The organism is Streptococcus shenyangsis (assembly GCF_006385785.1).
GTDB classification, from domain to species: domain Bacteria; phylum Bacillota; class Bacilli; order Lactobacillales; family Streptococcaceae; genus Streptococcus; species Streptococcus shenyangsis.
Map to the genome: position 1 here is coordinate 23,056 of NZ_VFSH01000004.1, position 25,668 is coordinate 48,723.

31 protein-coding genes and 1 pseudogene are annotated in these 25,668 nt (G+C 37.9%); 7 read left to right on the forward strand and 25 right to left on the reverse strand.

Annotated features, from left to right (window positions below):
* Positions 1 to 34 precede the first annotated feature (34 nt).
* From FJR77_RS04040 to FJR77_RS04095, 10 genes and pseudogenes are all read right to left on the reverse strand, one after another.
* Positions 35 to 439 carry an immunity protein gene (locus tag FJR77_RS04040; protein WP_140833411.1) on the reverse strand — a complete coding sequence of 135 codons (405 nt, stop codon included), beginning with the start codon at positions 437 to 439 and terminating at the stop codon, positions 35 to 37.
* Positions 440 to 1,289: 850 nt separating this feature from the next.
* Complete coding sequence (locus FJR77_RS04055; RefSeq protein ID WP_140833405.1) at positions 1,290 to 1,646, reverse strand: hypothetical protein; 357 nt, start codon at positions 1,644 to 1,646, stop codon at positions 1,290 to 1,292.
* A gap of 350 nt (positions 1,647 to 1,996) precedes the next feature.
* A complete protein-coding gene (locus tag FJR77_RS04060) occupies positions 1,997 to 2,275 on the reverse strand; it encodes a hypothetical protein (protein WP_000042207.1) in 279 nt (92 codons plus the stop codon).
* 190 nt (positions 2,276 to 2,465) lie between these two features.
* The gene (locus FJR77_RS04065; RefSeq protein WP_000795770.1) at positions 2,466 to 3,503 is read right to left on the reverse strand and encodes a thioredoxin domain-containing protein; all 1,038 of its coding nucleotides are present in this window, start codon (positions 3,501 to 3,503) and stop codon (positions 2,466 to 2,468) included.
* 160 nt (positions 3,504 to 3,663) lie between these two features.
* Entirely contained in the window at positions 3,664 to 4,068 is a 405-nt protein-coding gene (locus FJR77_RS04070; protein WP_140833403.1) for an immunity protein, read from the reverse strand.
* Between the two features lie 28 nt (positions 4,069 to 4,096).
* Positions 4,097 to 4,411: pseudogene (locus tag FJR77_RS10285) on the reverse strand (role in replication).
* 96 nt (positions 4,412 to 4,507) lie between these two features.
* Positions 4,508 to 5,110 carry a CPBP family intramembrane glutamic endopeptidase gene (locus FJR77_RS04080; protein ID WP_000151808.1) on the reverse strand — a complete coding sequence of 201 codons (603 nt, stop codon included), beginning with the start codon at positions 5,108 to 5,110 and terminating at the stop codon, positions 4,508 to 4,510.
* A gap of 381 nt (positions 5,111 to 5,491) precedes the next feature.
* Complete coding sequence (locus tag FJR77_RS04085) at positions 5,492 to 5,689, reverse strand: hypothetical protein (protein WP_000521218.1); 198 nt, start codon at positions 5,687 to 5,689, stop codon at positions 5,492 to 5,494.
* 9 nt (positions 5,690 to 5,698) lie between these two features.
* Positions 5,699 to 5,893: a hypothetical protein gene (locus FJR77_RS04090; RefSeq protein WP_000874095.1), complete on the reverse strand. Its 195-nt coding sequence runs from the start codon at positions 5,891 to 5,893 to the stop codon at positions 5,699 to 5,701.
* A 16-nt stretch (positions 5,894 to 5,909) separates the two neighbouring features.
* Complete coding sequence (locus tag FJR77_RS04095) at positions 5,910 to 6,095, reverse strand: hypothetical protein (protein ID WP_000603122.1); 186 nt, start codon at positions 6,093 to 6,095, stop codon at positions 5,910 to 5,912.
* Positions 6,096 to 6,387: 292 nt separating this feature from the next.
* Between FJR77_RS04095 and blpA the strand changes: the two genes are divergently transcribed.
* The 3 genes from blpA to blpC are packed head-to-tail and all read left to right on the forward strand — an operon-like array spanning position 6,388 to position 10,125.
* Positions 6,388 to 8,541, forward strand: coding sequence for a peptide cleavage/export ABC transporter BlpA (gene blpA, locus FJR77_RS04105; RefSeq protein WP_000205163.1), 2,154 nt, complete (start codon positions 6,388 to 6,390; stop codon positions 8,539 to 8,541).
* 10 nt (positions 8,542 to 8,551) lie between these two features.
* A complete protein-coding gene (blpB, locus tag FJR77_RS04110; RefSeq protein ID WP_140833400.1) occupies positions 8,552 to 9,913 on the forward strand; it encodes a peptide export ABC transport accessory protein BlpB in 1,362 nt (453 codons plus the stop codon).
* Between the two features lie 56 nt (positions 9,914 to 9,969).
* Entirely contained in the window at positions 9,970 to 10,125 is a 156-nt protein-coding gene (blpC, locus tag FJR77_RS04115) for a quorum-sensing system pheromone BlpC (RefSeq protein WP_138705438.1), read from the forward strand.
* 42 nt (positions 10,126 to 10,167) lie between these two features.
* Here blpC and FJR77_RS04120 read toward each other — a convergent pair whose 3' ends face one another.
* The 3 genes from FJR77_RS04120 to FJR77_RS04130 are packed head-to-tail and all read right to left on the reverse strand — an operon-like array spanning position 10,168 to position 12,602.
* A complete protein-coding gene (locus tag FJR77_RS04120; protein ID WP_140833398.1) occupies positions 10,168 to 11,508 on the reverse strand; it encodes a sensor histidine kinase in 1,341 nt (446 codons plus the stop codon).
* A 13-nt stretch (positions 11,509 to 11,521) separates the two neighbouring features.
* Positions 11,522 to 12,259: a response regulator transcription factor gene (locus tag FJR77_RS04125; RefSeq protein ID WP_140833396.1), complete on the reverse strand. Its 738-nt coding sequence runs from the start codon at positions 12,257 to 12,259 to the stop codon at positions 11,522 to 11,524.
* A gap of 4 nt (positions 12,260 to 12,263) precedes the next feature.
* Positions 12,264 to 12,602, reverse strand: a complete 339-nt coding sequence (locus FJR77_RS04130) for a LytTR family DNA-binding domain-containing protein (RefSeq protein WP_000682137.1) — start codon at positions 12,600 to 12,602, stop codon at positions 12,264 to 12,266.
* 361 nt (positions 12,603 to 12,963) lie between these two features.
* On the opposite strand from FJR77_RS04130, the gene FJR77_RS04135 reads away from it, so the two are divergent.
* Positions 12,964 to 13,215 carry a hypothetical protein gene (locus FJR77_RS04135; RefSeq protein ID WP_001130044.1) on the forward strand — a complete coding sequence of 84 codons (252 nt, stop codon included), beginning with the start codon at positions 12,964 to 12,966 and terminating at the stop codon, positions 13,213 to 13,215.
* Positions 13,216 to 13,243: 28 nt separating this feature from the next.
* Positions 13,244 to 13,567 carry a hypothetical protein gene (locus FJR77_RS04140; protein WP_000131863.1) on the forward strand — a complete coding sequence of 108 codons (324 nt, stop codon included), beginning with the start codon at positions 13,244 to 13,246 and terminating at the stop codon, positions 13,565 to 13,567.
* A gap of 61 nt (positions 13,568 to 13,628) precedes the next feature.
* Here the strand turns inward: FJR77_RS04140 and FJR77_RS04145 are convergent, their stop codons facing one another.
* Both FJR77_RS04145 and FJR77_RS04150 read right to left on the reverse strand, forming a co-directional pair.
* Positions 13,629 to 14,678 carry an ABC transporter permease gene (locus tag FJR77_RS04145; protein ID WP_140833395.1) on the reverse strand — a complete coding sequence of 350 codons (1,050 nt, stop codon included), beginning with the start codon at positions 14,676 to 14,678 and terminating at the stop codon, positions 13,629 to 13,631.
* The gene (locus FJR77_RS04150; protein ID WP_140833394.1) at positions 14,675 to 15,406 is read right to left on the reverse strand and encodes an ABC transporter ATP-binding protein; all 732 of its coding nucleotides are present in this window, start codon (positions 15,404 to 15,406) and stop codon (positions 14,675 to 14,677) included. Before FJR77_RS04150 ends, FJR77_RS04145 begins: the two co-directional genes overlap by 4 nt.
* Positions 15,407 to 15,473: 67 nt before the next feature.
* Here FJR77_RS04150 and FJR77_RS04155 point away from each other — a divergent pair, with 67 nt between their 5' ends.
* Complete coding sequence (locus tag FJR77_RS04155; protein ID WP_140833392.1) at positions 15,474 to 15,884, forward strand: HIT family protein; 411 nt, start codon at positions 15,474 to 15,476, stop codon at positions 15,882 to 15,884.
* Between the two features lie 9 nt (positions 15,885 to 15,893).
* Positions 15,894 to 16,181 (forward strand): hypothetical protein, encoded by a 288-nt coding sequence (locus tag FJR77_RS04160; RefSeq protein ID WP_000777754.1) that lies wholly within the window; start codon positions 15,894 to 15,896, stop codon positions 16,179 to 16,181.
* Between the two features lie 25 nt (positions 16,182 to 16,206).
* Here the strand turns inward: FJR77_RS04160 and dnaJ are convergent, their stop codons facing one another.
* From dnaJ to FJR77_RS10210, 10 genes are all read right to left on the reverse strand, one after another.
* A complete protein-coding gene (gene dnaJ, locus FJR77_RS04165; protein WP_001066319.1) occupies positions 16,207 to 17,343 on the reverse strand; it encodes a molecular chaperone DnaJ in 1,137 nt (378 codons plus the stop codon).
* A gap of 272 nt (positions 17,344 to 17,615) precedes the next feature.
* The gene (locus tag FJR77_RS04170) at positions 17,616 to 18,248 is read right to left on the reverse strand and encodes a DJ-1/PfpI family protein (protein WP_061759563.1); all 633 of its coding nucleotides are present in this window, start codon (positions 18,246 to 18,248) and stop codon (positions 17,616 to 17,618) included.
* A gap of 215 nt (positions 18,249 to 18,463) precedes the next feature.
* The gene (gene dnaK, locus FJR77_RS04175) at positions 18,464 to 20,287 is read right to left on the reverse strand and encodes a molecular chaperone DnaK (RefSeq protein ID WP_000034661.1); all 1,824 of its coding nucleotides are present in this window, start codon (positions 20,285 to 20,287) and stop codon (positions 18,464 to 18,466) included.
* 246 nt (positions 20,288 to 20,533) lie between these two features.
* Positions 20,534 to 20,761, reverse strand: coding sequence for a hypothetical protein (locus FJR77_RS04185; protein WP_125411465.1), 228 nt, complete (start codon positions 20,759 to 20,761; stop codon positions 20,534 to 20,536).
* Between the two features lie 39 nt (positions 20,762 to 20,800).
* Complete coding sequence (gene grpE, locus FJR77_RS04190; protein ID WP_049538869.1) at positions 20,801 to 21,325, reverse strand: nucleotide exchange factor GrpE; 525 nt, start codon at positions 21,323 to 21,325, stop codon at positions 20,801 to 20,803.
* Positions 21,326 to 21,351: 26 nt separating this feature from the next.
* Positions 21,352 to 22,386, reverse strand: coding sequence for a heat-inducible transcriptional repressor HrcA (gene hrcA / locus FJR77_RS04195; protein ID WP_004261010.1), 1,035 nt, complete (start codon positions 22,384 to 22,386; stop codon positions 21,352 to 21,354).
* A 160-nt stretch (positions 22,387 to 22,546) separates the two neighbouring features.
* Positions 22,547 to 23,059: a DUF2812 domain-containing protein gene (locus tag FJR77_RS04200; protein WP_061759562.1), complete on the reverse strand. Its 513-nt coding sequence runs from the start codon at positions 23,057 to 23,059 to the stop codon at positions 22,547 to 22,549.
* Between the two features lie 31 nt (positions 23,060 to 23,090).
* On the reverse strand, positions 23,091 to 23,669 hold the full coding sequence (locus FJR77_RS04205) for a DUF2812 domain-containing protein (RefSeq protein WP_140833388.1): 579 nt from the start codon (positions 23,667 to 23,669) through the stop codon (positions 23,091 to 23,093).
* On the reverse strand, positions 23,669 to 23,989 hold the full coding sequence (locus tag FJR77_RS04210) for a PadR family transcriptional regulator (protein ID WP_061759560.1): 321 nt from the start codon (positions 23,987 to 23,989) through the stop codon (positions 23,669 to 23,671). The genes FJR77_RS04205 and FJR77_RS04210 overlap by 1 nt, the downstream gene beginning before the upstream one ends.
* A gap of 454 nt (positions 23,990 to 24,443) precedes the next feature.
* On the reverse strand, positions 24,444 to 25,668 hold a 1,225-nt coding region (locus tag FJR77_RS10210), incomplete at its 5' end, for an LPXTG cell wall anchor domain-containing protein (protein WP_216629100.1).

Below are 25,668 nucleotides of genomic sequence, written 5' to 3' on the forward strand. Positions count from 1 at the left end.
TAGACTAGTCACAGATTAAGAAGAAAGTTCTTCCCTACTTTTTATAATACTTCAAGCCCCAAATGAGTAAAAGCATGATAATCAAGCAGAGAATGGCACCAATATAGGATATTAATTGTTGATAGGATTCTCCTGCTGTGATACCTCTATACAAACAAATAATAGACATAAAACCTGCCAAGCCGATATACATGAGTTGATTGGTTCTAGGACTAACCAAATCATCATCTTCAAACTCTCTTATCCTCATCTCCCTAGTGAGGTAAACAGTGACCAAAATGGAAGCTAAGTTAATAACCACTAAAAGAAATTGGAAAATTAAAGAAAAATTTAAAAACTGACGAGATAGAAATAGATAAGTAGAGATAAGTAAGGGCAACTGCCCTAGGAACAATCTCGCAAGGAAGATGGTCTGTTTTTTAGCAAGAAAAGTTTTCATTTCTTTGCTCCTTTCTTTTTCATTAAAGCAAAATAAATCATAACTGCAATCACATAGGCTATGGTATAAAATAAATGATACCAAATACTCTCCCTAAGCGGATAAAGAAAGATGGACATGATTAGATACAAGATGAAAATGACAAGTATTTTTTTCTTCATAAAATTTCCTCCTAAATGTATTCTTTATCTGAGTTGAGCTAGAACCTTTACACTGCTAGTATAGCACTCATTTTGACCTTGGATCACTGAAATCATAAATGGTCATCAAAACATCTTGAATTGTTAAAAATTAAAAAAGCAAGCATGAAAAACATACTTGCCCTTTACACCATATTGATACCAACTTAATTTGTAGATTTTTTATCCTGCTATCACATATCATTTTAACAGGCGAAACAATATTAAAGAAACTCCACTGTAGATTAAACTAGCGATAAAAAATCTTTTTATCTAATTAGATCTATCTTTATTCTTATTTGGAGATTTTAAAAATTTTTCCCTAATTAAAGAAGTAATAAAAGAAACAAACATGCCAACAACAAAAACAATAAGAAAAGTTTTGAAATCCATAATTACCTCCAAGTACACAGGCTCAAGCCTTTAAGCAAGCATAATAGCCAATGGTAACATTGTTTTTGCATTCACGAGGAATACCTCTTTTTACTTTCGTCCTATTACAACTTTAATAAGGTTAGTATACTACTATTTTTTAAAATTTTCCATCCAAATCACAAATGGTCATCAAAACATCTTGAATTGTTAAAAAATTTAAAAAGCAAGCATGGAAAACATACTTGCCCTGGGGGAACTTGACAATGTGAAAATACAAAATAGAAAACTACTCACCCTCACTTCCGTATGTTCTCATATATTCTCATAATCGCAACAAGGATAGCAGCTGTCCCACTTGCCAAAGCGAGAAGGGTAATAATAATGTTGAAGATTTCAGGCGTCCTCTCTATTCTGTTGATAAGACGGAGTAGGGATATAACTGTCAACTGAATCAGAAGTATGGATTCTCCTCTTATTAATGAAGTCAGTTGGTTTTCAACTGCATATAAAAAGACTGGTAGCATAACACAGGCTATAGCAATCACAAACAGGTTGCTCCCCGTTTCTTCTCCCTTGTTCACCACGGAAATCATGAGAAGATTTGATGCTATGATCAACGTAGAACAGATGATAAAAAAGGATTTCTTATTCATATAGGATACCTCAAATAATATAACATCCAACTTATTAAAAGTCAGGCTGGATAAAGAGAAAATTTATCTGTTAGCTTCTGCAAATTGAAACATTGTTTTTGTATTCACGAGGAATACTTTTTTTATTTTCGTCCTGTTAGAATATCGTATGCTTGTACTCCATCAAGCAACCCCATTCCATTAGATAGTATGTTGTCTAACTCCTCCATCTTTTCATCTGAAAATGTTATTTTTCAGCGTTGATTACTTTTTCATAGGTTGCTATCGTCCTTGACAACACCATCTTCCCAAACTCTTCTCCAAGTAACTTCTTTTTACTCGCCATTTTTTACCCCTTTATTTTACATTTTTTAGTTCTGATTGTTGTTTTTTTCTTCCTCGTCGTCTTCTTTTCTTTTATTCTTTTTATAATCGTTCAGCATTTCAAAACCTTTATCAAAAGCAAAAAAACCTAAACCTAAAGAAAACGGCGCTCCGACTATTTCTATAACTTTTGCCCACCTTGGCCCAAAATCTTCTGAAAAATAAGCAAGCGCCCCGACGGCTACAACTGCTAAAATTAAAAAATATGCTCCAAAATCTGCACTTTCTGTTACTCTAGCTTTTTCTGTTCTACTATTCTTACTCATGATAATTTTCCTTTCATTTTCGATTTTCTACTTCAGCTAATACTAACTATTTACCATTCATTTCATATACAGTTATAATCTTTTATATATAAACTAAATACACCTATCTTCTCACTCTTGTCTATAGGCAAAGGTTAGCCATATGTTATTACAAACAAATAATATCATTGCACCTGTTTACCATCTATTTTTATTTATAAATTTTTTGTTTCACTTTAATCATTATAGAAGCCATAAAAAATGCGACAGCCAGCCAAATCAGTTGGTAACTTTCTTCCTCTCCTGTTTTCGGTAATAATTTTTCATTCGAAGTAATAGATTCGCTTACATAATCAGCATCCTTAACATCGGTTAAAGGAGTTTTATTTTCTTGAGCAACATCAAAAATAGGTTTGGGAGTTTCCAATTGATTCTTATTGTCTAACATTGCTAAATTGCCAGATTGAGTAGTTTTAGCTTTAGAAGTTGAGTTTGTACTCTCCACTTTCCCACTATTTTCACTATTAGAATTGGGATTATCATTGGATATTTTCATTTCGGTTCTTTTTTCATCACTCATACCTTTGCTGTCACTTACAACTTTATTACTAATACTCATGCTGTCATTTCTGGTTTTCTCATCACGGACACTTTCAGTTACTGTTTCCTCAGAAGGTTTCACTGTCTCTGTTTGCTTAGGTGAATTTCTCGAGTACATATAATCATACACCTGTTGTGCAGTTGCTCCGCCACCAACCCATCCAGATATCGGATGTCCATTTTTTAAATACAAAATTGTTGGTGTTCCTGGAATACCGACTTTTTTAAATAGAAACTCTCTCGCTTCCCCATCAAAATCCTTACCGTCCAAATCATAATACTCTAACTTCTTTTCAATCAAGTTATTAAATTCTTTCAATTCAGGAGAAAATTGACGACAATGAGAGCAAGTTTTTCTACCAAAATAAATAGTATGTTCCAATTGATCCTCTGTAAAAGATTGACGTACAGCTTCAATATCTATCTTTTTAAAGTCCGTAACATTCTTCTCATACTCTTCTGGGGTTACAACAGAAGGTTTGTGCTCCACCTTTTCCTTAGCCGATGGCAAATCTGGTGTCACAACAGAACTATCATTCGCCTGGATAGATGAAGTAGTAGGCTGTTCTTCTGCATATACAACACCCGTAGTAATAGATGCAAATACAAGTGGTACAAGTAATAGCGATTTTATCTTTTGATTCTTCATAAGAATACTCCTTTACATTTGTTATTTTTATCTTACCTTATTTAAGATTACAAATTCATATAAATCTTAAATGGTCATCAAAACATCTTGAATTGCAAAAACTTCATTATAAAAGGGTAAGTATTTCGAAAACACTTACCCCTTTATACTTTATTAAGCTCTACTTTTTATAATACTTCAAGCCCCACATAAGCAGAAGCATGATAATTAAGCAGAGAACAGCGCCAATATATGCGATTATTTGTTGGTAGGCTTCTGTTGCTATGATACCTCTATACAAACAAATAATAGACATAAAGCCTGTCAAGCCGATGAACATGAGTTGATTGGTTCTAGGACTAACAAAATCATCATCTTCAAATTCTCTTATCCTCATTTCCCTAGTGAGATAAACAGTAGCCAAAATAGAAGCCAAGTTAATAACTACTAAAAGAAATTGGAAAACTACGGAAAAATTTAAAAACTGACGAGATAGAAACAGATAAGTAGAGACAAGCACGGGAAACTGACCTAGGAACAATCTCGCAAGGAAGATGGTCCGTTTTTTAAAAAATATTTTTTTCATTGCTTTCTCCATTACAATTAAATGACATCTAATCATTTTCTAAAATTTGATAACTTTTGTGAAATGTTTTAGCAGAAACAACTCTATGATTTGTAAGGTCAAGATAATCTCCTAGATAGCCAAGAACATACATTCCATAACCAGCGAATCCTCCTACAACTGTTCCAATCAGACTAAACTTGATATTAGTTACGAAAAAAGTATTAAGAACCACCATTAGAATGCGCAGATGATTATCCAATCAAACCATATAATTTTTTTGAAAAGCTTCCTCTTCCCAACCTCCGAAACCTTCTTCAACTTTCGCAAAATTCTCAGTATCCACAATCTCAAATTGTGACATCATTTAATATTATTAATCTAAACAGTAATAGTATCCATTTCCCTATTTTTTAAGATTTTTTATCCAATATTATATCATATTGGTTACTTACATATACTACAAGAATGATAAACAATTGTAACAGATATGAACTAAAATAGGCACCGATAGATTTTGACTCTTTTTATAAGCAAAGCCCAGCATGAAACCTCCAAATAGATAATAGATAAACGAAGGAACATCATAAGGAGCATGCAGGAAAGAGAAGAGAGAGGCAGTCAGTATAAGCCCCAACCAAGAATTTTCAAAAACCGCACCTTGAAGGATACCTCTGAAAACAAATTCCTCCAGAATAGGCCCAAAAACTGTCACGCTTGCAATAAAGGATAAGGAAATTCCTGTACTAGTAGCCTCAAGGTGTTGATATCTAGCACCAGAAGAGACTGTAAAAAAACTATAATAACCTATATTTACCAGCACACAAATAAGAAAGCTTCCAATAAAAAGTAGAATTTCTTTCTTCGTTAACCTTCTTAGCGAAACCATATCAAACCATTTCGCATAGGCAACACTCAGTGAAATCCAGAAAGTCTTTGTGATAATAAATAGGTACTCGTTTTGAAAAAAATCTCCTTGATTGATGGTATAACCTACTGTAGTAACTGTTATAAAGGCTAAAAATCCAACAAACACAGCATGACATTTGTTAAAAATAGTCATAAATACAACCTCTCTTTAATTGAAGTAACTAAAAACTTAAACTTCAAAATTTTTTTCTCTATAAATACATTTTACTGATATTCCAAACATAGACAATCTAAATTTTTGTGAATTTCTACAAGAAAATTGGAATTTTTCAAATCATTACGAGCAAAGTTTGAAACTAACAAACTCCTCCACCTTACTATAAAGCACCAGAAAACGGCTAATTTCAATACTTAGGATATTTGAGACTATATAATCGAATCTAAGTTTAGAATTTCCTTTTTTTCTAGAGTAGTTCCTCAGATAACTTTACCTATCATTCGAATTTACCTAAACACAGTATAATAAAACTTTGTCTTTAACCTGAGGTGTTTTCAACTATAGTTTTATAAAAATTTAACATTGTGGTAAAATTTTTCCTGGATACGCAGGTGTATAGTTTTCACATAAAGGGAGATTCCCTCCTTTTCCCGGGTGAGTTAAAGCATATTCAAAATATCTCACCCAAGTGTCAGGATGAAATATTGAACCATGACTGTCACCACCATAAATCAATTCTAGTTCCGATAATTCTATAATAGTAACTTTTCCCATTCTATTTCCCTACTTTCTACATGGTAAAACAGGCGCCGGATAAGCTGGACCATATTCGTAACACATTGGAAGAGTAACCGAATTTGGATGAGGGTGTGCTAAATATCTTCCTATTTTTTCTCCCAATTCATAAAAATTTATCAAATCGTCTCCTCCTTGTATTCTTTCTAAATTTGAATCTGTTAATACCTTTATATATTTCATTGTTTTACTCCTTCTTCTATGGTAGCTTAACACAATACCAGTGATTTCCATTATCAATCATACATTTCTCATCAGTATAACCAGCTAATATCCCATAAGCAAAAAATCCTGCTGGACCAACCCACCAAGCAATTCCGCCTTCTATATCAGAAAGTGTATCCTCATCAAGAATTTTTAAGGATACAGAAGATTGTAAAATCATGATGAATACCTCCATTTTATTTTTATTTTTATTTTTTGTCTTGTTGCAACCTTGACAAGTTTAGTATATCACCGTTTATTAATTTTTTTCATCCAAATCTTGAATTGTCATCGAAACGTCTTAAATTAGCTTTTTTATTTAAAACCACCTCTAAATTTTTTTTAAAGATAATTTCTAATCACTTTTTTACCATTCAGGAAGTTTCAATGACTATTCAAGATTTCATAAAATATGAACTTATTTTTATGGCATAATATACCTATCTACTATATGAAAATGAAAGGAATTGCCAATGACTTCTTATAAACGTACATTTGTTCCTCAAATAGATGCTAGAGACTGCGGTGTTGCTGCCTTAGCCTCGATTGCTAAATTCTATGGTTCAGATTTTTCTCTAGCTCACTTAAGAGAACTTGCAAAGACCAATAAAGAAGGGACGACTGCTCTTGGCATTGTAAAAGCCGCTGATGAAATGGGCTTTGAAACAAGACCTGTTCAAGCAGATAAAACTCTCTTTGACATGAGTGATGTCCCCTATCCATTTATCGTTCACGTTAACAAAGAAGGAAAACTCCAACATTACTATGTTGTCTATCAAACAAAGAAAGACTATCTGATTATTGGTGATCCTGATCCTTCTGTAAAAATCACCAAAATGTCAAAAGAACGCTTTTTCTCTGAATGGACTGGAGTAACTATTTTTCTAGCTCCCAAACCTAGCTATCAACCCCATAAAGATAAAAAGAATGGTCTACTAAGCTTCCTTCCTCTGATTTTCAAACAAAAATCTCTTATTGCTTATATTGTTCTCTCAAGCTTATTGGTCACTATTATCAATATAGGTGGTTCTTATTATCTCCAAGGAATCTTGGATGAATACATCCCAAATCAGATGAGATCAACTTTAGGAATTATCTCAGTTGGTCTGGTTATCACCTATATCCTCCAGCAAGTCATGAGCTTCTCCCGTGATTATCTCCTAACTGTTCTGAGTCAGAGATTAAGCATTGATGTGATTTTATCCTATATTCGCCATATTTTTGAACTTCCTATGTCTTTCTTTGCGACACGTCGTACAGGGGAAATTATTTCACGGTTCACAGATGCCAACTCTATTATAGATGCCTTGGCTTCTACCATTCTTTCTCTTTTTCTGGATGTTTCCATTCTGATTCTTGTAGGGGGCGTCTTACTGGCACAAAACCCTAATCTCTTCCTTCTTTCTCTTATTTCCATTCCTATATACATGGTCATCATCTTTTCTTTTATGAAGCCTTTTGAAAAAATGAACCATGATGTCATGCAAAGTAATTCTATGGTTAGTTCTGCCATTATCGAAGATATCAACGGGATTGAAACTATAAAGTCGCTCACGAGTGAAGAAAATCGCTATCAAAATATAGACAGCGAATTTGTAGATTATTTGGAAAAATCCTTTAAGCTCAGTAAATATTCTATTTTACAAACGAGTTTAAAGCAGGGAACAAAATTAGTTCTGAATATCCTTATCCTATGGTTTGGCGCTCAATTAGTCATGTCGAGTAAAATTTCTATCGGTCAGCTGATTACCTTTAACACACTTCTTTCTTACTTTACAACTCCTATGGAAAATATTATCAATCTCCAAACCAAACTCCAATCTGCGAAAGTCGCTAATAACCGTTTGAACGAAGTCTATCTAGTCGAATCTGAATTTCAAGTTCAAGAAAACCCTGTTCATTCACATTTTTTGATGGGCGATATTGAATTTGATGACCTTTCTTATAAGTATGGTTTTGGACGAGATACCTTAACAGATATTAATCTCACGATTAAACAAGGAGATAAGGTTAGCCTAGTTGGAGTCAGTGGTTCTGGTAAAACAACTTTAGCCAAAATGATTGTCAATTTCTTTGAACCCTACAAAGGACATATTTCCATCAATCATCAGGATATTAAAAACATTGATAAGAAAGTCTTGCGCCGTCATATTAATTACCTACCCCAACAAGCCTATATCTTTAATGGCTCTATCTTGGAAAATTTAACCTTGGGCGGTAATCATATGATTAGCCAAGAAGATATTCTAAGAGCTTGTGAATTAGCTGAAATCCGTCAAGACATTGAAAGAATGCCTATGGGCTATCAAACTCAGCTCTCTGATGGAGCTGGTCTATCAGGAGGACAAAAGCAACGAATCGCTCTCGCTCGTGCTCTTTTAACTAAAGCTCCTGTTCTAATACTAGATGAAGCTACTAGCGGTCTTGATGTCTTGACTGAGAAAAAAGTTATAGATAATCTTATGTCCCTCACTGATAAAACCATTCTCTTTGTAGCCCATCGTCTCAGTATAGCCGAACGAACCAACCGTGTCATTGTTCTTGACCAGGGGAAAATCATTGAAGTTGGTAGCCACCAAGAGTTAATGCAGGCGCAAGGTTTCTACCATCATCTGTTCAATAAATAAGGAGAATGTCATGAATCCTAATCTTTTTAGAAGCGTCGAGTTTTATCAGAGACGTTACCATAACTATGCGACAGTGTTAATTATACCTCTTTCATTACTACTTACTTTCATCTTGATTTTCTCCCTTGTTGCCACAAAAGAAATTACTGTCACTTCCCAAGGAGAAATCGCCCCTACAAGTGTCATTGCATCTATTCAGTCAACAAGTGATAATCCTATCCTTGCTAATCATTTAGTGGCAAATCAAGTAGTTGAAAAAGGGGACTTACTCATCAAATACTCTGAAACAATGGAAGAAAGTCAGAAAACTGCCTTAGAAACTCAACTACACAGACTTGAGAAGCAAAAAGAAGGACTTGGAATTTTGAAACAAAGCTTAGAAAAAGCGACTGATCTTTTTTCTGGCGAGGATGAGTTTGGCTACCATAATACCTTTAGGAATTTTACTAAACAATCCCATGATATTGAACTGGGTATCACAAAGACTAACACTGAGGTTTCAAATCAAGCCAATCTTGCCAATAGCAGTTCATCAGCCATCGAACAAGAAATTACAAAAGTTCAACAACAAATTGGAGAATATCAAGAGCTGAGAGATGCTATCATAAATAACAGAGCTCGCTTACCAACTGGCAATCCGCACCAGTCAATTTTGAATCGTTATCTTGTAGCCTCACAAGGACAAACACAGGGAACTGCAGATGAGCCATTTTTATCTCAAATTAATCAAAGTATTGCAGGTCTTGAAACATCTATCGCAAGCCTCAAAATTCAGCAAGCTGGTATCGGAAGTGTAGCAACTTATGATAATAGTTTAGTAACCAAAATTGAAGTACTCCGCACTCAGTTTTTACAGACAGCCTCACAGCAACAACTAACCGTGGAGAATCAATTAACAGAATTAAAAGTACAACTAGATCAAGCGACACAGCGTTTGGAAAACAATACTTTAACCGCTCCAAGTAAAGGTATCATTCACTTAAACAGTGAATTTGAAGGTAAAAATAGAATTCCAACTGGTACAGAAATTGCTCAAATATTTCCTGTCATCACAGATACAAGAGAAGTACTAATCACTTACTACGTATCTTCTGACTATCTACCTCTACTAGATAAAGGACAAACTGTAAGATTAAAACTGGAGAAGATTGGAAATCACGGCATTACCATCATCGGCCAACTTCAGACAATTGATCAAACTCCTACCAGAACAGAGCAAGGAAATCTCTTTAAATTAACCGCTCTTGCAAAACTATCTAACGAGGATAGTAAACTCATCCAATATGGCTTACAAGGTCGCGTCACTAGTGTAACTGCAAAGAAAACATATTTTGATTATTTCAAAGATAAAATGTTAACCCATTCTGATTAATTTTCAGATAACACTCTATAACTATTTATTATCTTATAAAACAGGAGAATCATAACATGGATAAGAAACAAAACCTAACTTCATTTCAAGAACTAACAACTACCGAACTCAACCAGATTACAGGTGGAGGATGGTGGGAAGATTTATTATATAGATTTAATCTAATTGAACAAAACAATACAAAAGGATTTAATCAACCAATACAACTATAAAAAATAAGACCGAGAAACAAAAACTCTCGGTCTTATTTTTCATCATTCTATAGGTATCACAGTAAGCACCTGACGAAAGACTTGATTTTGACAGGTGGTATTTAGACTGGTATTAGGATGACTTTCAACAATCTTAATGACAGTATAAAGACCAACTCCTCTCTCCTCCCCTTTAGAACTTGCTCCAAAGGAGAAGATTTCAGAAAGATCGATGACCTCCTCTTTGATGGAGTTTTCAATGATAAAGGTCTCCTGTGCTCCATTTTTTAAAAAGGCAATTGAAACATGAGGTTGAGTAGCCTCTGCACTAGCTTCAATGGCATTATCACAAAGGATAGACACAATGGTTAGAAAATCAAGCAGGCTCATCCCCTCGACCTGAATCTCCTCAGGAACTTCGACATTAAAGACAATCTTCTTATCTCTGGCTTTTATAAATTTCCCTGCTAGGAGACTTTTGAGGGCACGGTCACGAACATTTACCAATCTGCCAAGATCATATTTATTGTCCTGCAATTTCTGACTGGAATCCTTTAAGACGGAATCGTAGACCTCTTTTATCTGCTCCATATCCTCCTCTTCAATACCCAGACGTAAACTAGTCAAGAGGTTGGTGTAGTCATGGCGAAAACCCCGTACTTCCTTGTAAAGTTCCTCTATATGCCGACTATAGCGTTCCATATCTCTATAGCGCAAGGCCTGCTCTTGGTTCAGTCTCTCACGGAGTTTGTCCTTCAAATAGGTATCTAACTTCTTGATAATTCCCATAAAAAAGAGTAGGTAAAAGACTAGGATGAAATGGCGAACAGTCCTTAATTGAATACCTTGTTCATATTCAAGGTAAGATAGACTTTGCATCACTAGATAATAAGCCCCCATTGCCCAGTTAATCTTAGTAAGAGACTTTTGAAAATCTTTATCTAGAATCTCCCTTCTCAATCTAGTGAAATCATAGTCCAACCATTTCAAAAAGACTAAAACTATGAAGCAAACGAATATCATAATCAATAAAAAGATAGGATTGCTATCTTTATCTACAATTTCTTGTCCCAAAAATGGAAGTACAAAATAGGAGACTCCTCTATAAAAGAGATTCACCAATATCATTGGAAAGAGACCATAAAAGAAAAGGAGTTTTTTAGGAAGCCCTCTTAACAATAAGAAAGACAAACCTATGCCGAACAAAGGTTCTATTAAGTATGAGAGATAGTCAGTCAGGACTAAAAATTTAAAAGTTGTAAAAATTGCTGCCAGAAGAAATTTTAAAAGAAAGGCCTTAAAAATTCTATCGAAAGTGAGACTAATTCCATCTACCTTAAAGAATATGACAATTTTTAGTCCATTAATAATAAGTGAATACAACAATATCCAAGCAATGTTCATAAACTCTCCTAGCTCAGTGTAAGTTATTGATGGCCTCAGACACTTCCCTGACCTTATAACGCGCTATCATACAGCTTCCACCATTGGGAAAGAAAAGGAGTTTTTCTTTCTTATCCAAATGCACCACATTTGCAGGATTGATGAGAAAAGAGCGGTGGCACTGCAAGAGACGGGGCTCCTGCTTGAAAACCTCCTCTAAACTCGCTGTAAATTCCAGCCTGTCCGTCTTGGTATAGAGAATAACACGATGGGCTCTGGGCGACGTTTCAAGATAGTAAACCTCTTTAAAAGGATACTGGAATTGGGCAAATTTTGATTTAAAGTAAAAGCAATCTTCCGCCAGACTTTTACTGTCTTGACTATTGGCATAGAGAAGGGCTGTTTCGATACGAGATTCAAACTCCTCTGCCGAAAGAGCCTTATCAATGTAGTCCAAAGCAGACACTTGGTAGCGAAAGGACAGGGGCATAAACTCCGAGTGAGTCGTCACAAAGACGATGAGAGCATAAGGATCTCGATCCCGAATTTTTCTAGCCACTTCCAGCCCCTTCATCTCCTCATTTCGAATCTCAATATCCAAAAAGAATAGCTGATGGGCTCCCTTCTCATGCACCTCTGACAGCAGCTGGTCTGGTTTGCCAAAAACTTCAAAAGAACTGGGAGTGATATGATGTTCCTTCAAGAGTTTCTCAATCGTTGTTTCAATTCTATCTTGTTGGGAAAAATCATCTTCTAAAACAAATATTCTCATCTTCTTACTCTCCTTCTTTCAACCATTTTTGACGAATTTCTCTATAGCGACGTCTGGCATACTTGACAGCGTATTGACCTTCTTCTCCAAGAAAAAGGATTCTTTCTTGAAAATCAATCGATTTTACTTTATCAAGATTAACCAAACAATTTCGATGACATCTCATCAAGGTTTCCCCATATTGGTTCTCAAGATTACTTAAATTTTGAACCATATTAAAACTAGCTTCTTCTGTAACAATCTGTACAGTATGGGCTTTAGTTGGATGTGTTTGGATATAGTAGACATCGTCGACGTTTACTTTATAGACTGTTTTCTGTGTCTGAATAATCATATGTTTCATTGGATTCTCCTCCTAAGAAAAGAATAACAGAAAAAATCTAACACAAGCACACCCAATCCTAAACAGGCCTTCAACGCTCCTGAAAGGTAGCTTGTTCCTCAAATAAGCATGATAATCTTACCACTATTTTATCATAAAATTCACTCAGCGCAATTCAAGACATTTCAATGACAATTAAAGATTTGAATAAAAAAAAAAGAGTTAAAAGTGATAAACTATGATTATAGAAAGATTATGTTTGCAATAACTTTAAAAATCATCAAAAAAGGAGGGCTGCATATGATTTATTCACATCCACCATGATTAACACCCTATAAATATACTCTATTGCAATTGACGTAAATATAACAAGGAGAAAATTATGGCCAAGTCAAATAAAACAAAACAATTAACATCAATCGAACTTTCTCATATAAATGGCGGTAGTATTCCATATGGATGGTATTCTCCGTTTCATATAATTAGCGATAATGTACTATGTAGAAATGGATATTCATATAATAAAGCTAATCTTGATAATGGTAAATGTATCATTGATTGGGGCAACATAGTTGGCAATGTTGCTAATAATATAGGTGCCTCACTAGGAGATTTACACAATCCCTTACCTTAAAATATAAATTATATAGGAGGTCACGTAAATGACAGACCCAATCAAAACAGCTCAGACTTTGATTACGGACTTAAACAAAGCCTACCAAGCATGCAAACAGGCAACAGCTGACGACGTCCGCTTTCAGGAGCAATTAAACTCTATTCTTGGTTTTCTAGCCAAGGCTGAGACTGTGGATAATCGCGTCTTGATTGAACTGGAAAAATTCTACCAGACTTCCAGTCTTCTCATGGGACTCAGCGCCCTCAATCCAGATGCTCCTACACGCGCCGCTTGGCGGGCCTATGACCGCTTCCACTTTGACCAAGTCAAGACCAAGTTGAGTCTCTACGGACCAACCATTATCTTGTAGAAAATAAAAGAAGTTGAGACAAACTGAATTCAACTTCTTTTTTAATATCATATAAGCAATATTAGTCCTGCATCTGACGTTTGACCTGATAAGGTAAGTACAAGACTAGTAAAACCAAACCAGCACCCAGCAAGGCTAGAAGGGCAAGTTTTTCTTGGAAGGTCACAAGGCCTACAACTAATTCCACCACTAAGACAAAACTGGTTAATCCTCGAACTACCGCCTGCAAGCCTTTTTCCTTTTGCCCCTTGTCCAGTGGAAAGAGTTGGGTCAAATACTGGTAGTCAAAGGCATGATAGAGGGCCAGTAACTGGAAGAGCAAGAGGTAGTTAAACAGCACTACCACTGCTGTCGCAATCCAAGCTTGCTCAATAAAGACCTGCGCCAGCAAGGAAAGCAAGAGCAGACGGAGACTGAGAGCAAAGAGGTCTCCATTTCGCAAATAAGAACGCAGATAGAGATTTTGCCAAATCTTTCCAGGCACCTTCTGAACAGCCTTTAGGATAAAGTCCAGATAGGCACGACGCTTGACGCTGTTTGAAATTCCCTTTACCTGCGTAAAGAGGGCAAAGAAACGAAGCAAGACTTGCTTGCGCTTGCTTTCTTGAGAAATAACATAGTCCCAGTTGAGACCAGTTTCAGTAAAAAATTTGCTGGCCTTTTGACGAAAGAGGAAATATTTTCCTACCCCCAATAAAAGCACATAGACCAGAAAAACTGGTAAGCCATAACCCATTGCTAAAAATAAAGGCGCAAATAACAGCAAGAAAAGGGTCTGTACAAAGAGCCAAAAGACTAGGGAAATGCCAGTTTGACGCTTAAGATGGAGTTTGATTTCCTCTTCTCCAACTAAGAGAAAGAGCTTGTCTGGAGCCTCCATATAGGTGGCAATTCCTCCCCAAAGCAAAAGTAAAACAGACGTAATTCCTACAAACAAAAGGATAGGCCAATGATTTTCAGGAAAATGTTGTAAGAGTTGACTGTACTGGTAGGCTAGAAAGCCCAACAGGACAAGCAGGAATAAGACAAAGTGGTCATTGAGAACATAGCGCAGATAACCAAGACACTCCTTACGAAAAGCCTGCTTTCTCTTTAAAAACAAGTCTTTCATAGGTCCTCCTCTTTGGTCAGAGCCAAGTAAATATCATTCAAACTAGCCTCAGGCATATCAAAGGCTTCGCGCAGTTGCAGGAGATTCCCCTTGGCACGCACCTCTCCCTTATGGAGAATGACAAAGGCATCACACATCTTCTCCGCCGAATCCAGCACGTGAGTACTCATGAGAATAGACTTACCCTTTTGCTTTTCCACTTCCAAAAGCTGAATCAAGTCTGCAATAGCCAACGGATCAAGACCAAGGAAAGGCTCATCCACGATAAAGAGACTCGGATCCACCACAAAAGCACAGATAATCATGACTTTCTGCTTCATCCCTTTTGAAAAATGAACTGGAAACCAGTCTAATTTCTGGTCCAGACGGAACATTTTTAACAAAGCTTCTACTCGATCAAAAGCCACTTTTTGCTCAATACCATAAGCCATGGCAACTGTTTCGATATGCTCTCTGAGGGTCAATTCCTCATACAGGCTAGGTGTCTCGGGAATGTAACCAATCTGCTTGCGGTAGCTAGTCGCATCTTCTTGCAGGGTCAAGCCATTGATATTGATGGAACCACTATAAGGTGTCAACAGACCGATAATCTCATTGATTGTCGTTGATTTCCCAGCACCATTGAGACCAATCAAACCAACCAACTGTCCACTTTCAACAGTAAAAGACACATCTTTCAAGACAGGGACATGGACATAGCCACCTGTCAGATTTTTAATTTCTAACATATTTTCTCCAAATCTGGTATAATGTAGCTATATTATATCAAAATTCAATACAGTAGAGGTAGATTTTATGTCAGATTGCATTTTTTGTAAAATCATCGCAGGGGAAATCCCTGCTTCAAAAGTATATGAAGATGAGCAGGTTCTTGCCTTTCTTGATATCTCTCAAGTGACACCAGGACATACCTTGGTCGTGCCAAAAGAACACTATCGTAATCTTTTGGAAATGGACGCTACTAGCGCCAGCCAACTCTTTGCCCAAGTGCCAAAAGTGGCTCAAAAAGTCATGAAAGCTACCAAGGCTGCTGGCATGAATATCATTGCCAACTGCGAAGAAATCGCTGGTCAAACCGTCTTTCATACCCACGTTCACCTTGTACCTCGTTACGGTGCGGACGATGACCTCAAGATTGATTTTATCGCCCACGAACCAGACTTTGACAAACTTGCTCAAGTCGCTGAAACCATCAAAAACGCCTAAGGAGTTGCCATGAAATTATCCAACCTACTGCTATTTGCAGGAGCTGCAGCCGGAAGTTATCTGGTCACAAAAAATCGTCAAACCATCACAGATGAAGTCTTGAATACAACTGACCGCGTTCAAGCTATCAAGGACGATGTGGATATTATCCAAAATAGCCTGCAAATCATCGACCAGCAAAAAGAACTCATCAAGGAATACCAAGAAGACCTGACTTACAAGTTTAAGGTCTTGGAAAAGGATATCCAGACTAGACTAGCTGTGATCAAAGAAACACAGGAAATTGAAGATAAGTAAAAAGAGCCCGACGGCTCTTTTTGCTTTATTCTCCTTCAAATGCATCTTTAATATGGTCAAAGAAGCCCTTTTTCTTTGGATTGACTTTTAAATCACCAGCAGCTGCGAATTCTTTCAAAGCTGCTTTTTGGCGGTCGTTCAAGCCTGTCGGTGTTACGACATTAACAGTAACGTATTGGTCACCAACTGCACCACCACGAAGGCTAGGAGCTCCCTTGCCACGTAGGCGGAATTTCTTTCCAGTCTGAGTTCCCTCTGGGATAACCAATTCAACATCACCATGAACAGTTGGGATATCAACTGTGTCACCAAGAGCTGCTTGAACAAAATTGAGGTTGAGATTGTAGAAGATAGTCGTTCCTTCACGTTCAAACTTGTCGCTGGCTTCCACAGAAACCACCACGTACAAGTCACCGTATGGTCCACCGTTAAATCCTGCTTCACCCTGACCAGCTAAGCGAATTTGTTGACCAGTTTCCACACCAGCAGGGATTTTTACATGTACACTATGGGCTTGTTTTTCATGACCTGTTCCGTGACATGTTGTACATGGATCTTTAATTTCTTTTCCACGACCATGACAGACATCACAGGTTACTTGACGACGCATCATACCAAGAGGAGTTTGTGTATCAACGTTAATGACACCAGCACCATGACAGCGTCCACAAGTGACTGGACTTGTTCCTGGCTTAGCACCAGAGCCATTACATGTACGACAGCTTGCTTCACGGTTGTATTTAACTTCTTTTTCAGCTCCAAAAATAGCTTCTTCAAAAGTCAAATTCACACGGTATTGGAGGTCATCCCCCTGACGAGGAGCGTTTGGATTACGCGAAGCACCTCCTCCGCCGAAGAAACTTGAGAAGATGTCCTCAAAACCACCGAAGCCACCTGCTCCGTTGAAACCGCCGAAACCACCAGCACCACCAAAGCCACCGTTAGCTCCTGCAGCACCATATTGATCATAGGCAGCACGTTTTTGGTCGTCACTCAAAGTCTCATAGGCTTCTTGAACTTCCTTGTACTTTTCCTCAGCACCAGGCTCCTTATTGATATCTGGGTGATATTTTTTGGAAAGCTTACGATAAGCCTTTTTGATCTCGTCTGCCGAAGCGTTTTTTGACACCCCCAGACGATCATAAAATTCAGTATTGTTCATAATTCAAGATACAAAGGGCGTCAGCCGGACACAGCCAAAAAAGGAGTTTTGACGACGGACGCTTGCGTCCTAGAAAAACTATCTTTTTGGCACAGTCCGTAGCCCGTGTTCAGTTACTCGAACACCCTTATTCCTTTCTGTTAATATTGCGGAATAAAACCTCAATCTAGGTCGGGTTCAATTCCTTTCTTTTATATTGAGTAAGAAAGCTCAGAGTGTGAGTTCAATTCCCTGAACACCCTTATTCCTTTCTATAATTTTCATGTAAATCTTTAGAGGCTGTTTTCTATACTCTGCTTTACTTGATTAAACTCTTCATCTGATAGAGTAAATATCAAATCCTCTTCAGCATACTCGTTCTGTTCTTTAAAATAGTTGTCCGTATTCTCTGCCAACCCTAAACCGAAAATCACTTTTCTTGCAAACTCTTGATGTGCAAAACCAATAGCCGTAATGATTTGTTTATCTTGGACAAGAACTTTCGGTTGGAAATTCTCACGTGGAAGAAATTCAAAATAATCAAAGAAGTTTTGCCAAATTCCACCTGTAAATTTCGTGTCGTTCAACAAGCCTGCTTTCGCCAATAAAAGAGGCGCTGAAGAAATGGCTGCAATTAGGATATCCTGCTCATTAAGACTTCTCAAAAACGAGATCAATTTCTCATCTTGTAGAGTAGAACCTATATTTACCATTCCTGGCAAAATCACACAAGAATAATCTTCTATGCGGATCTGATCCAATGTTTTCGTCGGTTGACAGGGCAAACCATCCTCAGAGACCACCATCGAATTCTCAGAAGCTACATAATCAATCGTGATATCAAAAGACAGAGCTAAAGTACTCGTTAAAGTGGTTATCTCATAAAGAGAAAAATTAGGATAAATGATACAAAGTACTTTTTTCATACGCAACATCCTCTATTTTATCGAAAAACAGAGGCTGGGTTGCAACCTCTGGATTTCTTCCTATCATTACGACGTTCGAGTTTTAAAAATCAAACTAGTAATGCTAAATCGAGCACTCCCTAACCTCTTGGTGAAAAAGACAAATCTTCCTAGAAACTAAAGTTTCTGCGTCAGATTTCCTATTTTCACTGTGAGGTTTTAACGGGCTTTGCATCTTATTTCTCAGTAAACTCTCCGTCTACGACGTCATCGCCTGCGTTTCCTGTGGCTTGTGCGCCTTCTGCTCCTGCTTGAGCTTGTTGCGCTGCTGCGGCTTGTTCGTAGAGTTTAACAGCAAGTCCTTGAGCTTTTTCGTTCAATGCTTCAAGTTTTGCTTTCATATCGTCCAAGTTGTTATCTTCTTGAGCTTTCTTAAGGTCATCAAGGGCAGCTTGGGCAGCGTCACGTTCTGCATCGAAGCCTTTGCCTTCAGTTTCTTTAATTGTCTTTTCAGTCGCAAAGATTGCTTGGTCTACTTCGTTACGAAGGTCTACTTCTTCTTTACGTTTTTTATCTGCTTCAGCGTTTGCTTCTGCATCTTTCATCATGCGGTCGATTTCTTCGTCTGTCAAACCTGAGTTAGATTGGATGACAATAGTTTGTTCTTTTTGAGTTCCAAGGTCTTTGGCCTTAACAGACACGATACCGTTCTTGTCGATATCAAATGTTACTTCGATTTGAGGAATTCCACGAGGTGCAGCTGGGATATCTGTCAATTGGAAGCGTCCAAGAGTCTTGTTATCTGCTGCCATTGGACGTTCACCTTGAAGAACATGGATATCAACGGCTGGTTGGTTGTCTGCTGCTGTTGAGAAGACTTGTGATTTAGATGTTGGAATTGTTGTGTTACGGTCAATGAGTTTTGTAAATACTCCACCCATTGTTTCGATACCAAGTGACAATGGTGTTACGTCAAGAAGAACAACGTCTTTAACATCACCAGTAATCACACCACCTTGAATCGCAGCACCCATAGCAACAACTTCGTCAGGGTTTACTGATTTGTTTGGTTCTTTACCAGTTTCAGCCTTAACAGCTTCTACAACAGCTGGGATACGAGTTGAACCACCAACAAGGATAACTTCGTCGATTTCTGACAAGCTCAAACCTGCATCAGAAAGGGCTTGACGAACTGGAACTTTTGTACGTTCTACAAGGTCACGAGTCAAATCGTCAAATTTCGCACGAGTCAAGGTCATTTCCAAGTGAAGAGGTCCAGCCTCACCAGCAGTGATAAATGGCAAGCTGATTTGTGTTGAAGTTACACCAGAAAGGTCTTTCTTCGCTTTTTCAGCTGCATCTTTCAAACGTTGCATTGCCATCTTGTCAGTAGACAAGTCAATACCGTTTTCTTTCTTGAATTCTGCTACCAAGTGGTCAATGATTTTTTGGTCAAAGTCATCACCACCAAGTTTGTTGTCCCCTGCAGTTGACAATACATCGAAGACACCGTCACCCAATTCAAGGATAGAGACGTCGAATGTACCACCACCAAGGTCAAATACCAAGATTTTTTCTTCTTTGTCAGTCTTGTCCAAACCGTAAGCAAGAGCGGCTGCAGTTGGTTCGTTGACAATACGTTCTACTTCAAGACCAGCAATTTTACCAGCGTCTTTTGTTGCTTGACGTTGAGCGTCGTTGAAGTAAGCTGGAACTGTGATAACTGCTTTCGTTACTTTTTCGCCAAGGTAGTCCTCAGCATAACCTTTCAAGTATTGAAGAATCATAGCTGAAATTTCTTGTGGAGTGTATTCTTTTCCGTTAGCAGAAACTTTTTCAGAAGTTCCCATCTTAGATTTGATAGAGATTACTGTATCTGGGTTTGTAACTGCTTGACGTTTTGCAGCATCACCAACGATGATTTCTCCGTTTTTGAATGAGACTACAGATGGAGTTGTGCGGTTTCCTTCTGGGTTTGCGATGATTTTACTTTCAGTTCCTTCAAGAACTGCTACTGCTGAGTTTGTTGTACCTAAGTCAATACCGATAATTTTAGACATGTGTTTTCTCCTTAAATTTTAATTCGAATTTTGATTTTTTTGATATTTCCCTTAAGTGGTGGGGACGTGAGCAACTCCCTACGGGATTTCATCACTTATTTTTGAGCCTATTGTCTCAAAAATCCCCTGTTTCAGTAGCCAAAGCTACTGAAACTTTCACCACGGCGGGCAATATCTTCCTTGCAAGCCTTCGGCTTGCTTCTTATCTTTCTTTCATAGTTTATTGTCGTTTCGGACAAAACCAAATCAGTCTTTCTTATTTACTGACATATCCTCTGTAATTAATAATAACAATTGACCAATTAAAATCGGTTGCAATATAAGTTCTAATACTTTTTGCAACCAAATTACTGGTTGCGTTCCAAAATAAGAAACTTTTGCTCCTTCCGAAATAGGATAAGCAAAAAATATCCCTACTACCAGAAAGAAAACGACAATTCCAATAGCCCAATTTGTAGCCGCTATCTTTTTCATTCTCATCTTCCTACTATATTGTTTCGACATATAAAACTTCTAATTATACACCACCACCATTGCCGGGCGTAGGATGCGGTCATGGAGTTTGTAGCCTTTTTGGAAGACTTGGGCGATGGTATCTGCTGGGTGTTCATCGTCTGCTGGGAGGGTTTGGATGGCCATATGGTAGTTATGGTCAAATTCTCCGTCAGCTGCGATTTCTTCGATTCCTTCTTCTTTCAAAGCGTGAATCAAGCTTTCTTGCACCATCTCCAATCCTTTTTTAACGTCGTCTGTCAAACCTTCAACTGCGAGTGCACGCTCAAGGTTGTCCAAAGAAGGGAGAATCGCTTTTGCCAAGTCTTGGCTACGATAACGTTGCAAGTTTTGACGCTCTTCATTGGCACGGCGTTGGATATTTTGCATTTCTGCATGAGCACGAAGGTATTTGTTTTCGAACTCATCCGCACGTTCATTTGCCAAGTCCAACTCAGACTTCTCAGGAGTTGCTTCTTCTACCGTTTCCACAACTTCCTCTTCTTGAACTTCTTCTACTTCTTCATTTTTTATATCTTGGGCCATTTTCGCCTCCTTTAATGATTTCAATCTTAATGTACTTCGTAATGATTACTGCTAAGGTAGCGGTAAAAATCTGTCAACTTCATGGTCAAAACACGGTTGACCACATTGACTTGGTTGATTAGCTGTTGGTAATCCAGATTGACTGGACCGATAATGGCTAGAATTCCAACTCCTCGATAAGGAATGAGGAACTTGCTACTAATCACCGCTAGGTCTGCTAGACAGGACTCTTGACTGTCCGCAACTCGGACATTTTGCATCTGATCCTCATGAAGCCCCTCACGAATCTCCAGAGCCACCTTTTGCGGTTGGTCAAAGAACTGATAGGCTGCTAGATTAGCAAAATTCAAGAGATTAACCTTGCCTGCCACCACAATGTTTTCGTTGAACATTTCCTTAAAGATATGTTCAAAGAGATCGATCACATTATCCGTTGTTGTAAAGTAACGCTGGATAATCTGCGGAATCTCCGTCCGAATCTTGTAGTGAATATCTAGAACGGTGTGGCCGAGGAAACGTTCCTGAATGATGCTCTTCAGTTTCAGCAAATCCTCCTGCAAGAAGTTCCTTGGAATAAGAAACTGACTGGTAACCGTTCGAGACTCGTCTAGGGTGAATACTGCCAAGGCTGTATGTTGCCCCAAAACAACGATATCAAAGGCTGTCAAACGTTGCCTGCTCGGCTCAACATCCAGTGCTACTACCGTACAGCCACTCAGGTCTGTTAGTAGATTAGCTGCCTCTTGCAGAATATCCTCTAATTTGAAGAATTCCTGATCAAAGGCTTTAACAATCTCATAAACCTCATTTTCAGCCAGTCGGTCAAAATCCAGTGAGTGTTTTACATAGTACTGAAAACCAGCAACACTTGGCATCCTACCACTTGAAGTATGAGCCTTTTCAAGCAAACCTTGCTTTTCTAGAGCCGCCATGTCATTACGAATGGTTGCACTGCTAGAGTTAATAGACTCTTGCAAGGCTTTGGATCCGACAGGTTCGTGCGTTTTGGTAAAGATGTCAATAATGAGATTTAGAATATCCTGCTGACGCTCTGTAACCATCTCATCACTCCTCTCTGTCTGATCGATTAGCACTCGATACCCTCAAGTGCTAACTTATGATTCTATTATACACCCTTAAAAGAGAATGTCAAGATAAAAACTCAAAAAATTAGCACTCTTTTATCAAGAGTGCTAAAAATCAGTCTAAAGACCTAGAACCTTACTGTTTATCTACTCGGTATGCCCTTTTAAGTCTAAAAAAACCATAGATTAGATAAGAAATCATAAGAGCATATAAAACAAAAATAATAAAGAAAGACATAGAAAGTTCTTCTTTAAATAAACTTATACAAACAACCAAACCACCTAAGAAAGTAGCTGTACAGGAACGAAGTCTAGATCGCATAACTTCCCATCTGAGCCCCTTACTCATATAAACTTGATCCTCTGGAAGTAAATTAGAAGACGATTTACGAAGAATCGAACAAAAACCTGTTTCTATCAATTCCCAATCTCTATTTCTAAAATCTTGCAGTTCATGCTTATATTTTTTAAGAAATCTAGAATCATAGATACAGTAGATGACATCGTCTGGTTGACATTGATCAAAATAGAACAAACCAAAACGACTCGTTCTATATCTCCAACCTTTCAAATGCATCTCATGCAAATACTCTTCTTCCTTGTCCAAATCAAGAATCGTAAAAATCTTAAATTGCTTTTTATTTATCATGACTTTCCCTCCAATTTTGAACATACCTACCCTAGCATAAATCTGATAATTCCTTCTTTTTATGCCATAACTTCCAGCTAATATAAGAAACTATTAACAAAAGGATCAAAGATAAGAAAATATCTAGCCCGACTGCAAGTAAACTCCATAGACCATACGCATTACTTCTATTGAGCAATTTAAGTAAGAATGGTATATGTATGGCTAGCAAAAGTAAAACAGGTACTAATCGCAGTCTTAAAATGCGATTAACCATAGCTAACTTCCCAGCAGCGTCATTATAAATTTCAAACTCGGCATTCGATTCAATTTCAGAATGTGCTTTTCTAAAATAGGAAAAACTATTAAAGTCTGTAATATGCTCCCAGCCACAATCTTTAAATAGTTGTAAATAGGAGGTTCTCTCTGATTTTTCCATTGGGTAAAAATCCAACTGATAAGACACTTGCTCAGAGTGACACTTTTCAAAGGTATACTTAACTGCAAACAGTAAGATAGAATAGCTTACTTTTCTAAGTTTCCAGCCCTCAGCATGCATTTTTCTAAGATATAAAGCCTCTCTATCATAATCCGCAATTGTAAAAATTCGATAAACAATTTTCTTTTCTATTATCCTTCCTCCCGACTGTTTCTATAGAGCCGTTCAATACGTTTCAATTCAATATCTAAGACCTTTCGTCCCAAGTCTGTAATCTGATAGATTTTCCGCTTTTCCTCTTCGCGGACAAAGGAAATCAAACCATCCTTTTCCATCTTTGACAAGGTTCCATACATAGTTCCTGGACTAATCAAGACTTGCGAATCTGTCATCTCCTTGACCTTTTGCGTAATACCATAGCCATGGCTCTCCTTTTGCAGACAGAATAGAATATAAAAACCCGTTTCAGTCATGGGAAGGTAAACCCGCCTAATCTTATCTGTTAATTTCATTTATAGCCACCTCCTATCCAGTTCAATATATCGCACTTCGTTATATAAAATATATCACACCTCGATATAAAATGCAAGAAATAATCGGCATTCTCTCTAAACATCAATCGACTATTTTGCCTTCATATTCAACTCCATGCATTGGATAATCCAAACTATCTTATACTATTCAAACTACTTCAGCTTCACCTTGCCGTATATATGTTACTGACTTCGTCAGTCTTATCTACAGCCTCAAAACAGTGTTTTGAGCAACCTGCGGCTAGCTTCCTAGTTTTCTCTTTGATTTTCATTGAGTATTACTTTTCTTCAACACACTACAGTTGACAAAGAGCCAATCAAAAAGCAACGCTAAACACGTTGCTTTCTGATTTTAACACAGTTACTTGTATATCAACTCATTTTATTGATTTTATACAAATCACTTGTTATTGACCTCATAGTCTACAAGTCACTACTCTTCTTCCTTCCGTTTTCGTGAAATGAGAAGTCCGCCAGTCATAGCTGCTAAAAGAGCTACAATAAGTGACGTGTTTGATTTCTCTGTCCCTGTATTCGGAAGTTGTCGATCTTTATTTATTGTAGTTTCAGATATTGGCGTTCCCTCTGACATTTCATTAGCACTGCCGTCCTTATCTGGCTGAGCTGGCATTTCTTCTGGAATACTATTTACACTACCTTCATAGTCTCGTTTAGCTGGGGTAACTTCTGGAATGCCGTTGACACTGCCTGTATAGGCTGGAATATCTACAGTTGGTGGCGTAATGACATTGCCCTCGCCATCCGTACTGCTTGTGCCTACTGGATCTGTATAGGCTGGAACTTCGACAGTCGGTGGCGTAATGATATTACCTTCTCCATCCGTACTGCTTGTGCCTACTGGATCTGTGTAGGCTGGAATATCTACAGTTGGTGGAGTAATGACATTGCCTTCGCCATCCGTACTGCTTGTGCCCACTGGATCTGTGTAGGCTGGAATATCTACAGTTGGTGGTGTAATGACGTTTCCTTCTCCGTCCGTACTGCTTGTTCCTACTGGATCTGTGTAGGCTGGAATATCTACAGTTGGTGGCGTAATGACATTGCCCTCGCCATCCGTACTGCTTGTTCCTACTGGATCTGTGTAGGCTGGTTGACTTGGAGTTACTTCTGGAATACCGTTTACACCAAAGTCTTGGTTCACTAAGTCTGTTCCTGGAATTTGGTGACTGATTCCTGTTGTTGGGTCTGTCACGGTTGTTGTTCCGTCTTCTCCTACAGTGACTGTCTTATCTGGGTTCTTCGCTTTGACTTTGTCTTCCACTTGTTTTTGCTCTTCTTTAGTTAAGTGGTCTTTGTCTTTGGCTGGAACTTTGTCGTCTGGTTTCACTGGAGTGAAGTCTTGGTTGACTAAGTCTGTTCCTGGAATCTGGTGACTGATGCCAGTTGTTGGGTCTGTCACGGTTGCGGTTCCGTCTTCCCCTACAGTGACTGTCTTATCTGGGTTCTTCGCTTTGACCTTGTCTTCCACTTGTTTTTTCTCTTCTGGAGTTAAGTGGTCTTTGTCTTTGGCTGGAACTTTGTCGTCTGGTTTCACTGGAGTGAAGTCTTGGTTGACTAAGTCTGTTCCTGGAATCTGGTGACTGATGCCAGTTGTTGGGTCTGTCACGGTTGCGGTTCCGTCTTCCCCTACAGTGACT

Bases quoted from the DNA above. Each gene is read 5' to 3' on its own strand.
- dnaK (WP_000034661.1), bottom strand. From the start codon at position 20,287: ATGTCTAAAATTATCGGTATTGACTTAGGTACAACAAACTCAGCAGTA.
- FJR77_RS04210 (WP_061759560.1), bottom strand. From the start codon at position 23,989: ATGAAATTAACAGATAAGATTAGGCGGGTTTACCTTCCCATGACTGAA.
- FJR77_RS04130 (WP_000682137.1), bottom strand. From the start codon at position 12,602: ATGAAACATATGATTATTCAGACACAGAAAACAGTCTATAAAGTAAAC.
- dnaJ (WP_001066319.1), bottom strand. From the start codon at position 17,343: ATGAACAATACTGAATTTTATGATCGTCTGGGGGTGTCAAAAAACGCT.
- FJR77_RS04135 (WP_001130044.1), top strand. From the start codon at position 12,964: ATGGCCAAGTCAAATAAAACAAAACAATTAACATCAATCGAACTTTCT.
- FJR77_RS04200 (WP_061759562.1), bottom strand. From the start codon at position 23,059: ATGATAAATAAAAAGCAATTTAAGATTTTTACGATTCTTGATTTGGAC.
- FJR77_RS04160 (WP_000777754.1), top strand. From the start codon at position 15,894: ATGAAATTATCCAACCTACTGCTATTTGCAGGAGCTGCAGCCGGAAGT.
- FJR77_RS04145 (WP_140833395.1), bottom strand. From the start codon at position 14,678: ATGAAAGACTTGTTTTTAAAGAGAAAGCAGGCTTTTCGTAAGGAGTGT.
- FJR77_RS04055 (WP_140833405.1), bottom strand. From the start codon at position 1,646: ATGAATAAGAAATCCTTTTTTATCATCTGTTCTACGTTGATCATAGCA.
- FJR77_RS04065 (WP_000795770.1), bottom strand. From the start codon at position 3,503: ATGAAGAATCAAAAGATAAAATCGCTATTACTTGTACCACTTGTATTT.
- FJR77_RS04150 (WP_140833394.1), bottom strand. From the start codon at position 15,406: ATGTTAGAAATTAAAAATCTGACAGGTGGCTATGTCCATGTCCCTGTC.
- FJR77_RS04040 (WP_140833411.1), bottom strand. From the start codon at position 439: ATGAAAACTTTTCTTGCTAAAAAACAGACCATCTTCCTTGCGAGATTG.
- FJR77_RS04095 (WP_000603122.1), bottom strand. From the start codon at position 6,095: ATGATTTTACAATCTTCTGTATCCTTAAAAATTCTTGATGAGGATACA.
- blpA (WP_000205163.1), top strand. From the start codon at position 6,388: ATGACTTCTTATAAACGTACATTTGTTCCTCAAATAGATGCTAGAGAC.
- FJR77_RS04140 (WP_000131863.1), top strand. From the start codon at position 13,244: ATGACAGACCCAATCAAAACAGCTCAGACTTTGATTACGGACTTAAAC.
- FJR77_RS04090 (WP_000874095.1), bottom strand. From the start codon at position 5,893: ATGAAATATATAAAGGTATTAACAGATTCAAATTTAGAAAGAATACAA.
- FJR77_RS04060 (WP_000042207.1), bottom strand. From the start codon at position 2,275: ATGAGTAAGAATAGTAGAACAGAAAAAGCTAGAGTAACAGAAAGTGCA.
- hrcA (WP_004261010.1), bottom strand. From the start codon at position 22,386: ATGGTTACAGAGCGTCAGCAGGATATTCTAAATCTCATTATTGACATC.
- FJR77_RS04080 (WP_000151808.1), bottom strand. From the start codon at position 5,110: ATGACTATTTTTAACAAATGTCATGCTGTGTTTGTTGGATTTTTAGCC.
- FJR77_RS04085 (WP_000521218.1), bottom strand. From the start codon at position 5,689: ATGGGAAAAGTTACTATTATAGAATTATCGGAACTAGAATTGATTTAT.
- FJR77_RS04170 (WP_061759563.1), bottom strand. From the start codon at position 18,248: ATGAAAAAAGTACTTTGTATCATTTATCCTAATTTTTCTCTTTATGAG.
- FJR77_RS04125 (WP_140833396.1), bottom strand. From the start codon at position 12,259: ATGAGAATATTTGTTTTAGAAGATGATTTTTCCCAACAAGATAGAATT.
- grpE (WP_049538869.1), bottom strand. From the start codon at position 21,325: ATGGCCCAAGATATAAAAAATGAAGAAGTAGAAGAAGTTCAAGAAGAG.
- FJR77_RS04070 (WP_140833403.1), bottom strand. From the start codon at position 4,068: ATGAAAAAAATATTTTTTAAAAAACGGACCATCTTCCTTGCGAGATTG.
- FJR77_RS04155 (WP_140833392.1), top strand. From the start codon at position 15,474: ATGTCAGATTGCATTTTTTGTAAAATCATCGCAGGGGAAATCCCTGCT.
- FJR77_RS04185 (WP_125411465.1), bottom strand. From the start codon at position 20,761: ATGAAAAAGATAGCGGCTACAAATTGGGCTATTGGAATTGTCGTTTTC.
- FJR77_RS04120 (WP_140833398.1), bottom strand. From the start codon at position 11,508: ATGAACATTGCTTGGATATTGTTGTATTCACTTATTATTAATGGACTA.
- blpC (WP_138705438.1), top strand. From the start codon at position 9,970: ATGGATAAGAAACAAAACCTAACTTCATTTCAAGAACTAACAACTACC.
- blpB (WP_140833400.1), top strand. From the start codon at position 8,552: ATGAATCCTAATCTTTTTAGAAGCGTCGAGTTTTATCAGAGACGTTAC.